The organism is Streptomyces sp. H39-C1 (assembly GCF_027158125.1).
Taxonomy (GTDB): domain Bacteria; phylum Actinomycetota; class Actinomycetes; order Streptomycetales; family Streptomycetaceae; genus Actinacidiphila; species Actinacidiphila fildesensis.
Window position 1 is genome coordinate 1 of the sequence record NZ_JAPVLS010000168.1, and the last position, 8,700, is coordinate 8,700.

General features: G+C 66.9%; 8 protein-coding genes. 2 read left to right on the plus strand and 6 right to left on the minus strand.

Annotated features, from left to right (window positions below):
- Positions 1–500: 500 nt before the first annotated feature.
- A complete protein-coding gene (locus O3W51_RS46180; RefSeq protein ID WP_269289969.1) occupies positions 501–1,268 on the plus strand; it encodes a transposase in 768 nt (255 codons plus the stop codon).
- Positions 1,269–1,550: 282 nt separating this feature from the next.
- On the opposite strand, the gene O3W51_RS46185 is transcribed toward O3W51_RS46180, so the two are convergent.
- A complete protein-coding gene (locus tag O3W51_RS46185) occupies positions 1,551–2,009 on the minus strand; it encodes a hemerythrin domain-containing protein (protein WP_269289971.1) in 459 nt (152 codons plus the stop codon).
- A gap of 344 nt (positions 2,010–2,353) precedes the next feature.
- Positions 2,354–2,857, minus strand: a complete 504-nt coding sequence (locus tag O3W51_RS46190; RefSeq protein WP_269289972.1) for a MarR family winged helix-turn-helix transcriptional regulator — start codon at positions 2,855–2,857, stop codon at positions 2,354–2,356.
- A gap of 103 nt (positions 2,858–2,960) precedes the next feature.
- Here O3W51_RS46190 and O3W51_RS46195 point away from each other — a divergent pair, with 103 nt between their 5' ends.
- Positions 2,961–4,133 carry a PP2C family protein-serine/threonine phosphatase gene (locus O3W51_RS46195; RefSeq protein ID WP_269289974.1) on the plus strand — a complete coding sequence of 391 codons (1,173 nt, stop codon included), beginning with the start codon at positions 2,961–2,963 and terminating at the stop codon, positions 4,131–4,133.
- Between the two features lie 145 nt (positions 4,134–4,278).
- Here the strand turns inward: O3W51_RS46195 and O3W51_RS46200 are convergent, their stop codons facing one another.
- From O3W51_RS46200 to O3W51_RS46215, 4 genes are all read right to left on the minus strand, one after another.
- Positions 4,279–4,722: a response regulator gene (locus tag O3W51_RS46200; RefSeq protein ID WP_269289976.1), complete on the minus strand. Its 444-nt coding sequence runs from the start codon at positions 4,720–4,722 to the stop codon at positions 4,279–4,281.
- Positions 4,706–6,271, minus strand: a complete 1,566-nt coding sequence (locus tag O3W51_RS46205; RefSeq protein ID WP_331284164.1) for a sensor histidine kinase — start codon at positions 6,269–6,271, stop codon at positions 4,706–4,708. Before O3W51_RS46205 ends, O3W51_RS46200 begins: the two co-directional genes overlap by 17 nt.
- Positions 6,272–6,381: 110 nt before the next feature.
- Positions 6,382–7,575, minus strand: coding sequence for a PP2C family protein-serine/threonine phosphatase (locus O3W51_RS46210; protein ID WP_269289978.1), 1,194 nt, complete (start codon positions 7,573–7,575; stop codon positions 6,382–6,384).
- Between the two features lie 549 nt (positions 7,576–8,124).
- Positions 8,125–8,502, minus strand: a complete 378-nt coding sequence (locus O3W51_RS46215; RefSeq protein ID WP_269289979.1) for a transposase — start codon at positions 8,500–8,502, stop codon at positions 8,125–8,127.
- Between the last annotated feature and the right edge of the window lie 198 nt (positions 8,503–8,700).

Consider the following 8,700-nt stretch of genomic DNA (forward strand, 5'->3'; position numbering starts at 1 on the left):
CTGATCCGGCCGGGCATCCCTTCTGCATCGTCAGGGGCTGACGCAGCCGTGCTCCCGCACACGACATAGCTGGGGACGTTCATCCGTACGCGGTTGGGGAGGTTAGGTAGTACGCCGACAGCAGGTCTGCCCCCATGGTCCATGCCGCCGCCGGAGGAAAGTCGCGGAACCAGTTGACACTTCGATCGGTCGGGGCGCCTCAGGAACCCGTGACTCAGCTATCTCCTCGCCTTCCTGGCCGTGCATGTGTTCATGGGGATCGCCTTTATGCTCCCCGGCAAAGCGTGTGAACCGCATGACTGGGCCCTTGTTCTCCTTGCCGATCCGCCATTGGCATCACAGTCATGCGTCATTCTGTTCTACTAACGCGCTGCCATTCCATGGGCGTTGATATTCTGCCCTGTGGGCGGAATTGCTGCCTGGATCGGTACGCCCTTCTCGGCGTTCGAATGTCTAAGGCCTGTCCCGTAACTGCTGGTCTCGGGTGAGATGATCTTGTGGTGTCTGGTGTGATCACGGCGTCGGAGCCGTCTTGGATAGCCCCGTTCACCGGGTTGAGTCCGCGTTCCTTGGGCAAGTTGGTGACGGCGCTGCGCCGCGAAGGTGCGGATCCGGTCCGTAAGGGCCGACCGTGGGGCCTCCCGTTGGAAGGCCGGGTTCTGTTGGTGGCGGCGTACTGGCGCACGAACTTGACGATGCGCCAGCTCGCTCCGCTCTTCGGTATCTCGAAGTCCGCGGCTGACCGGATCATTGACCATCTCGGCCCCTCGCTCGCGCTCCAGCCGCGTCAGCGGTTCCGCAAGGACACCGTGCTCATCGTGGACGGCACCTTGGTTCCGACCCGCGACCACACCATTGCCGCGCAGTCCAAGAACTACCGGTACTCCACCAACCACCAGGTCGTCATCGACGCCGACACCCGTCTTGTCGTAGCGGTCGGCCGGCCCCTGCCCGGCAACCGCAACGACTGCAAGGCGTGGGAGGAGTCCGGCGCGAAAGCGGCCGTCGGCAGGACCATGACGATCGCCGACGGCGGCTACCCGGGCACCGGGCTCGTGATGCCCCACCGCCGTCGCAAAGGCGAAGAACTGCCCGACTGGAAACAAGCCCACAACACGTCCCACAAACAAGTCCGCGCCCGCGTCGAGCACGTCTTCGCCCGCATGAAGACCTGGAAGATCCTCCGCGACTGCCGCCTCAAGGGCGACGGAGTCCACCACGCCATGCTCAGCATCGCCCGCCTGCACAACATCAACCTCGCCGGATAAGCGAGCGACCCCGACCATGGCCCACCACACCCGAGGCAGCTCGGAGATCATTTACGGGACAACCCTTAGGGGGTGGATCGAGCTGTTGCGCGGAAGGGCTGCGGTGCATCGGTGTCTGCTGGGTCTGCGGACGTCTCGGCCGAAGGTCGCTGGCTGTGCGGTACCGATCTGCGGGCCGGCGAGAGGCGTCCGCCGTCAGGTGTGATGGTGGCACTGGCTCAATGAGTCGCGGATTCGTACGGCTGGGCCCTTCGTCGTCACGGCCACCGTCGTGAGCCGGACTCACAGGGGGGCGGGCGGTGCGGTCTTCTCCGCCCGTCTTACTTGTTCGCCCAGGTCGAGCAGATCTTCGGAGGGGATCACAGTTCGCAGCTGGGGGAACAGATGGTGCTCCTCGTCCTGGATGTGCGCCCAGACCTGGCTGGCCAGCTGTTCCAGTAGCGCGTCGTAGCGCGGCTCTCCTGCGCTGGCACCTTCCAGTTTCTTCATCAGGTGCTCGGCGCGAGCATGGTCTTCGATCCCTCGGTCCGCCGTCGCGTCACCTCCGGGGAGGTATCGGCGGACTATCGGGTAGAAGTGCCGCTCCTCGACTGCAGCGTGTGCCACCAGCTTGATGATGGCCTGCTCGGCAAGGCCCCGGCGCTGTGCATCGCCAGGCAGCAGCCTCTCGATTCGTGCGAAGAGTTCCTCAATGCCGCGGTGGGCGTGGGAGAGCTCGTCGATGATGTCGCCGGGCGCCATAGCTGACCTCCCCACGCAGGGGTGCGCGCTGGCTGAGCCGGGGCTTGATAGGCCATGCCAGCCCTTTATCCCGCCGCCGACCCCTGGGGAGGGATTTTCTCTGCGGTCCTCGGTGCGCAGTCGTCGCCTGCGAGTGCGCACCGATCCTCACGCTAGCCGTATAGTTTCCGTCTAGCAACCATTTTGCCGGTGCTGTTCCACCCTGGAAGCATCGAGCGGTCTGTGAACGAGATTCGGGCGCCCGAGCCGCCCGTATCGCACTATAGTTCGAGTGATGGACCTCGGGTGAGCCGCAACGCGGGCTCATCATCGGGGGCTGGGGAGGATTGACAGTGCGGCGCTTGCTAAGCGGTATCCGCGGACGGAGCCCGGGTGTCGGCGGGTCGCTCGATGCCGATCCGGTGGCGGGCGGCGCTGTGAAATGCCTCCAGGCCTTCGGCGAGAACGGCGAGTTTGGCTGCGGGCATGGTCTGCAGGACGGCGGTCAGCTCGTTGTGGCGTGCCGCGCGGATGTCGGCGAGGGCGGTCTGCCCGTGCGAGGTCAGGCGCAGTTCGATCTCGCGGCCGCTGGTCGCACTGGGGGTGCGCTCTAGCAGGCCGGCGGCTTCCAGGCGGTCGCACAGCCGACTCACCGCGGAGGGCCGCGAGCCGAGGGCCTGGCTCAGGGCCCGGAGGTTGGCGCCCTCACACTCCTCGATCACGGTCAGGGCGCGCAGCTGGGAGGGGGGTATCGAACCTTGTGGGGCGTCTTCCTGCCCGCGACCCCAGAGCACTTCCAGCAATTCCGCCACCGTCCCGCTTGCACGAGCCGCCCGCGCGGCGCTGGAGGACAGGAGAGTGGAAGGCATGGTCCCACTGTGCCATCCGTTGCGGCTCTTTTCCATCCCGATACCGTTCCACTGCCCGATGTGATCAGCCCCATTCCTGCCCTGAGAAAGCCCTGATCCGCCCATGACGAATTTCCTGTCCGTGGAACGTGCCCTGCGCACGGCGGCTCCGCACGCGCTCCTGGAGGCGGTGCGCTCGGCGCTGGCCGCGCACTACGGTGCCCACGCGGTGGACCTGCTGATGGCTGACTACAGCCAGCGGGTGCTGCAGCCGGTCACTGCCCTGCCGCACACCGCCGCTGCAGTTTCGGTGCACGCCAGCACACAGGGGCGGGCTTTCGGAAGCCAGGAGGCGCAGGAGGAGCGGGATGCCGAGAACGGGATGGTCAGCCTGCATCTGCCGGTGACGGTGCGCGGCGACCGGCTGGGCGTCCTGACCGTCCGGCTACCACAGGCGGACTACACCCCTGTGGCGGTCCGCGACCTGGCAGACATCGCCGGGCTCCTGGGCCACGAGATCCTTGTCGCGGAGCGCGATACCGACGTATACCTGCAGGCGCGGCGCGTCAATCGGCTGACGCTGGCCGCAGAGATGCAGTGGCAGCTCCTGCCTGCCCGAGCGTGCGCACGCACCGAATACTCGATCGGTGCACAGCTGGAGCCCGCGTACGCGATCCACGGCGACAATTTCGACTGGGCGAGCACCGCCGAAACCCTCACCTTGACGATCACCAATGGCATGGGTGAAGGCATCGAGGCATCCCTCCTGACGAATCTCGCCGTCAACGCGCTGCGCAACGCCCGCCGTGCCGGGATCGGCATCGCGGACCAGGCCGCACTGGCCGACCAGGCCCTGTACACCGAACACGGCGGCGATCAGCACGTCTCCACCTTGCTGCTCTCCTTCGACCTGGCCACCGGCCAGGTCCAGGTCGTTGATGCGGGTTCGCCGCAATTGTGGCGCCAGCGCGACAAGACCGTGGAACGCATTCCGTTCGAGGCCCAGCTGCCGCTGGGGATGTTCGACCAGACCGACTATGTCGTCCAGGAGTTCCGGGTCCTGCCCGGCGACCGTCTGGTCTTTGTCAGTGACGGGGTCTACGCCGCCGCCTCGCCGGCCGGCGAGGCGTACGAAGATCAGGCGCTATCCCGGGCGATTGGCGCCGCCAGCCTCCTACCCCCCGCTGACGTCCCTGGAGCGGTCCTTCGAGAGCTGGCCGATTACCGGGCCGCGGACGCCGAGGACGACGCTCTGGTGGTCTGCCTGGACTGGAACGGCCGCAGCAACCCCACCTGAGGCCATCCCGTCCACCAACCACCGCTGAGGGAGGCATCAGGTGGGCGGTGGAAAACGGCTGCCCGTGTTCACGGCGAAGAGGACTGGAATCCGACTGCGCCCTGGTGCTGCTCGCGTCGTGTATCGACGGCGGGCCTCTCGCCGGTCAGCGGGTGCGGGGCAGCCGCACGACGGTCAGGAAGAAGTCGTCGATCTGGCGGATGGCGGTGATGAACTGGTCGAGGTCGACCGGCTTGGTCACGTAGGCGTTGGCGTGGAGTTTGTAACTGCGCAGGATGTCCTCCTCGGCCGAGGAGGTAGTCAGCACCACGACCGGAATGTGGTTCAGGTCGGGGTCTGCTTTGATGCGCTCCAACACCTGGCGTCCGTCGTATTTGGGCAGGTTGAGGTCGAGCAGGATCAGATCGGGCCGCGGCGCGTGGGTGTAGGGCTCGCGGCGGTAGAGGAAATCAAGGGCCTCCATGCCGTCGCGGACCACGTGCAAGGTGTTGCCGATCCTGTTGTCCTCGAAGGCCTCGCGCGTCATGAGCTCGTCGCCTGCGTCGTCCTCGACCAGGAGGACCTCGATGGGTTCAGGGCTGGGATTCACGGTCGGCCTCCGGTCGGGGTGTGGGGGTGGTCGGCTGCTCGCTGAGGGTGGGAAGGGTGAAGGCGATGCGGGTGCCGGTGGTGTGGGCGGAATCGATCCAGATGCGGCCGCCGCTGTTCTCGACGATCTTCTTGCACAAGGACAGGCCTATGCCGGTTCCCTCGTACTCACCGCGCCCGTGCAGGCGCTGGAAGATCACGAAGACCTTGTCGGTGAATTCCGCGGGAATGCCGATGCCGTTGTCGGTGACGGCGAACCGCCGCATGGTCGGATCGTCGGGTTCCGCGTCAACGGTGATGTGGATGGCGGGGGCCCGGTCCGGGTGGCGGAATTTGATGGCGTTGCCGATGAGGTTCTGCCACAGCATGGTCAGCAACGTCGCATCGCCGGTGACGGCGGGCAGCCGGTCCGGCCGGTGGACGGTGGCGTCACTGTCTTCCAGGGCGGCAGCCACGTTGCGCAGGGCCCGGTCGACCGTGTCGTCCTGGTCCACTTCGGTCAACGTCTCGTGCATGCGCCCGACCCGCGAGAAGGTGAGGAGGTCGTTGATCAGGACCTGCATGCGTTTGGCGCCGTCGACGGCGAATGCGATGTACTGGATCCCGCGCTCGTCCAGGCGAGCGCCGTAGCGCTTTTCCAGCAGTTGGCAGAAGGAGGCCACCTTACGTAGGGGCTCCTGCAGATCGTGCGACGCGACGTAGGCAAACTGCTCCAGCTCAGCGTTGGAGCGCCGCAGTTCGGCCGCCTGATCGCCCAGCGCCGCACGCTGCTGGCGCAGCTGCGTTTCCTGTTGACGTGAGGCCTCCAACTCCTGGACCACGCGCACCCGCATGGCCTCGACCGCGTACGCCATGGCCTGCAGATCAGCCGGCCCCTGGTGGGGGATGCGGTGGGAGAGATCTCCGCCTGCGACGCGCGCCGCAGCGACGCGCACAGCGGTCAGCGGCCGACCGACGGCCAGGTGCAGCAGCACGGCCAACGCGATGCCGGTCACAAGGAACAGCGCCAGAGTCGAGAGAAACACCGCATCACGCTGGCCGCGTACGTGAAGCAGGACGGCCCAACCCCGGTCTCGTTCCTGGCTCAGGTAGGTGTCCTGGGCGGCCAGCAGGCTCCGCAGATGATCGAAGGACGTCTTGCCGGCCTCTACCGAGGCGGTCGTGCCCCGCGGGGCGTTCAGGACTGGGTCGGCGAAGCGGACCCGCCACTGCCGTGCTGCGATCTCGACCGCGCTCAAATTGGCCATGGCCTGGGAGTTGGAGCTCAGGAGGTGGGTGAGTTGGGCGGCTGCCTGTACCTGTGCCGCGCGGCCCTGGGTGTCGGATTCCAGTAGGCGCTTGTCGCCGGTGAGCAGGTAGCCGCGCACCCCTGTCTCTTGGTCCACCAGCGCGGTTTGCAGTTGTGCGGCCGCGGTGCGTGCGGGAGCGATCTGGTTGACGAGGTGGTCGGCGGCGGCACTTGTTCGTGACAGGAGTGTGGAGCCGATGATGCCGGCGAGTACGGTCAGGGCGGCCATGATGCCCAGCGCGATGAGGATCCACCCCTGCACACTCAACCGACGAGGCCGATCCGGGCGTCCAGGCTTCTCAGGGGGCAGCGGCGGCCCGGATGCCGAGGAGGCCCGCTCTGTCGGCGCATGGAGGGGGGCCTGTAGGGATGTCACGCGGTGGCGCTCCATTTCAGATGGAGGACAGCGACATCGTCGGCCAGTCCTCCGCTGTCGGCAGCCAGATCCTGCGCTGCGGAGATCAGGGTGTCGAGGAACGCGGGGGCGGGCAGGTGCAGGTACTTGCGGGCCAGCGCGAGCAGACCGTCCTCGCCCAACCGCTGTGACCCTTGTCCGATGCGCCCTTCGATCAGACCGTCGGTGAACGCCACCACCGCCCCGTCACGCGGGGCCGGAAGGTTCGCCACCGGCCAACTGCCGCCGGACACGATGCCCAGCGCCGGGCCACCGGCGACCTCCTCCAGCTGTATGTCCGCGAGCGAATGCACCAGCACGCCCGGATGGCCGGCCCGCACGATTCTCAGCGAACCGTCCTCGGGTGATTGCCTCAGCGACGTGACCGTGGCGAAGATCTCCGGATCCGACCGCTCGGCAACCAAGATCTGCTGCAGCATTCCCAACAGGGCACCGTCCTGCAAACCTGCCAGCACAAAAGCCCGCCACGCCACGCGCAGACACACACCCAGGGCCGCCTCGTCGGGCCCATGACCCGACACATCCCCCACCACGGCATGAACGGTGCCGTCCGGAGTCTGCACCACGTCGTAGAAGTCACCGCCCAGCAAGGACTGGGCCCGGCCCGGGCGGTAGCGCGCACTGACCTGCACCCGATCGTCGCGCAACAGCGGAGTCGGCAGTAGGCCACGCTCCAGGCGGGCGTTCTCCTGAGCACGTATCTCACTGGCCTGCACCTTGGTCGCGGCAAGCTCGGTGTGCTTGCGCTGAATCGCATAGCGGATCGCCCGCCTCAGCAAGTCACCGTCCACCTGGCCCTTGACCAGATAATCCTGCGCGCCGGCCGCCACCGCGGCCAGACCGGTGTGCTCCTGCGCCAAGCCCGTCAGCACTACGACCGCGGCCCAGGGAGCCGCGTGCAAGATCTGGCGCACAGCGTCGAGACCTTCGGCGTCCGGGAGGTGCAGGTCCAGCAGCACACACTGCGGCACCGTGCTTGCCAGTTCCCCTCGGCCCTCGGCGAGGGTGCGAACCCACGTCACCTGCGGGGTGATGCCGCTGTCGGAGATCAGCTCCTTAACCAGGAAAGCGTCCCCGGGATCGTCCTCGATCAACAGGATCCTGGGCAGCTCATCGCTTCCCAGCTCACGCGACGAGAGCGGGGGCGACATCACTTTCCGGACGGTGGTGACCTCGGGCAGCGGCGATGAAGCTACAGTGCCGGATGTCTCATACGGAGGCAGCGAACGGTGACCCCCCACAGCTATCGTCTCCTTCGCACCACGAGCAACCAGCTCGCAGGCCGCCTGGTGCGTCCCGACCGGACACTAGAACAAACAGTTGCCATATGGCAACATTCGCAACCCTCGCATTCAGTGCTGGAACACTGCGGAGCGCCCTGGGCCCTCAGCACTACTTCGGCTTCACGGCCGAGTTTTGCGAGCGCTCCGAGGCGTAGGGAGCCCACCTCGGCCGCCGAAGGCCGCCTGCCCGTGGGGTCACGAACTAGCGGTCCCGGAAGGTGCTACATCCTGGGAACCGGCCCGGGGGCCGGGGCACGCGCTCGAAACTGCGGCCTGTTCGCGGGCACGCCGTCGAAGCCAGCCGCTGGCGGAGTCCAGCCGGCGGAATGGCACGGTGGGGGAGCACACGGTGGTAACGCGACCTTGGGAGTAATTGACGTTGGGGCGTGCTCGCCTGGCGGGTCGGCCGGTGGGTGATCAGCAGGCGATCTGCCGGGCGAGCACCAGTTCGGTGCTCAGCTTGCGGCGGGTCGCCCGCCGGGCGGAGCGGTCGGAGACCAGGGCGACGATCGAGAGGTGGGTCTCGGGGTAGGTCTCGCGGCGACCCATGAACCGCTGGAGCGGGCGCCACTGCTTGTACTCAGCGTTGGTGTGTTCCACGCAGATCCGGGCGGAGGACTGGCGGCGTCGCTGTTCGCGCCAGGCGTGGTGCTTGCCGAGTGGAGCGTCGTCCTTCGGCTTCTTCGGCCGGGCGCTGACCTGGTCGGGGAACTCGTTGGCCAGTCCCCGGTAGCCCTCGTCGACCTCGGCCTTCGGGTGGTGGCGGAACTGCTCGGCGATGCCCTCAGTACGCACAGCGGTCTGGTCGTGGCATCCGGCCCGGCCGTACGACCCCGCTGAACAGGGTGCGGCTCTGGTCGTCACTGAGAGTGCGGTACGTGATCTTCTGTCCTGCTTATGATCACTCGATGGGGTGACGGTGAAGCATTATTGCCGGTCAGGCGTTCGGGATTCGCTTGGGTGACGGGATGAGCGATCGCAAGTCGTACTCGA

Coding starts and splice junctions, on each gene's coding strand:
- O3W51_RS46190 (WP_269289972.1), bottom strand. CDS start 2,857: ATGCCTTCCACTCTCCTGTCCTCCAGCGCCGCGCGGGCGGCTCGTGCA.
- O3W51_RS46185 (WP_269289971.1), bottom strand. CDS start 2,009: ATGGCGCCCGGCGACATCATCGACGAGCTCTCCCACGCCCACCGCGGC.
- O3W51_RS46195 (WP_269289974.1), top strand. CDS start 2,961: ATGACGAATTTCCTGTCCGTGGAACGTGCCCTGCGCACGGCGGCTCCG.
- O3W51_RS46210 (WP_269289978.1), bottom strand. CDS start 7,575: ATGTCGCCCCCGCTCTCGTCGCGTGAGCTGGGAAGCGATGAGCTGCCC.